Source organism: Stenotrophomonas sp. GbtcB23 (assembly GCF_019091045.1).
Lineage (GTDB): Bacteria > Pseudomonadota > Gammaproteobacteria > Xanthomonadales > Xanthomonadaceae > Stenotrophomonas > Stenotrophomonas rhizophila_A.
Genome location: NZ_JAGXKC010000112.1, coordinates 1 through 1,483 on the forward strand (window position 1 = coordinate 1; position 1,483 = coordinate 1,483).

Consider the following 1,483-nt stretch of genomic DNA (forward strand, 5'->3'; position numbering starts at 1 on the left):
TGTATTCCGAGGCGGCGGCGTTGATCGTGCCGCTGACGCTCCGCGGCCAGATGCTGGAGCTACGAGCGCGCTCGAAAACGTCCGCGGCAAGCAGGGGCCTGCTTGGCCTGGCGCCCAAGGAAGCCCGGCGGGTCAATGCCGACGGCACCGAGGAAGACATCCCGCTAACCCACGTGCATGTCGGCGACCACCTGCGCGTGCGACCCGGCGAAAAGTTGCCGGTGGATGGCGAAGTGGTGGAAGGCCGCTCCAGGGTCGACGAGTCGGTGCTCACCGGCGAGCCGATCCCGGTCGAGAAAACCACTGGCGATCAGGTCATCGGCGCGACCCAGAACGGCACCGGCGCGCTGGTGATCCGCGCCGCCAAGGTGGGTTCCGACACTGTGCTGTCGCAGATCGTGCAGCTGGTCGCGCAGGCGCAGCGCGCTCGCGCGCCGATGCAGCGGATGGCCGATACCGTCGCCTACTGGTTCGTGCTCGCGGTCCTGGCGATCGCGGTGGCCACCTTCTTCATCTGGGGCTTCTTCGGCCCGGAGCCGGCCTGGACCTTTGCCATCCTGAACGCGGTTTCGGTGTTGATCATCGCCTGCCCCTGCGCGCTGGGTCTGGCCACGCCGATGTCGATCATGGTCGCCACCGGCAAGGCGGCACAGGTGGGCGTGTTGTTCCGCGATGCCGAGGCCATCGAGCACATGCGCCGCATCGATACCCTCATCGTCGACAAGACCGGCACCCTCACCGAAGGACGCCCCGCGTTCAAGGAAGTCGTGGCCTTCGAGGGCTTCGACGCCGACCAGGTGCTGCACCTGGCGGCCAGCCTGGACCAGGGCAGCGAGCATCCGCTGGCCGATGCCATCGTGGCCGAGGCCCGACGCCGGAACTTCGAGTTCGACCGCGTGGAGGACTTCGACTCGGTGACCGGCATGGGTGTGCGCGGAACCGTCGCCGGTCGCGCGCTTGCGCTGGGCAATACCGCCCTCATGGATGATCTGGGCGCCGATCCCGGTGCGCATGTCGACGTCGCCGAGCGTCTGCGCCGCGAGGGTGCGAGCGCCATGTTCCTCGCCGTGGACGGTCGCCTGGCGGGTCTGATCGCGGTCGCAGACCCGATCAAGGCGTCGGCCGCGGCCGCCATCAATGAGCTGCACGCCGCCCGGCTGCGCATCATCATGGCCACCGGCGACGGGCTCACCACCGCACGGGCTGTGGCCACAGAGTTGGGCCTGGACGAAGTGCATGGCGAGGTCCGCCCCGAGGACAAGGCCGAACTGGTGCAGCGCCTCAAGCGCGAAGGCCGGCGGGTGGCGATGGCGGGCGACGGCATCAACGACGCGCCGGCGCTGGCCGCCGCCGACGTCGGCATTGCCATGGGTACTGGCACCGACGTCGCGATGTCGAGCGCGCAGATCACCCTGGTCAAGGGCGACCTGCGCGGCATCCTGCGCGCCCGGAAGATCTCTCAGGCCACCGGGGCCAACATGAA

The 1,483-nt window shown here is 69.1% G+C and carries 1 protein-coding gene; it reads left to right on the forward strand.

The features are described 5' to 3' along the window. On the forward strand, nt 1-1,483 hold a 1,483-nt coding region (locus KVS69_RS18205; RefSeq protein ID WP_217539407.1), incomplete at both ends, for a copper-translocating P-type ATPase.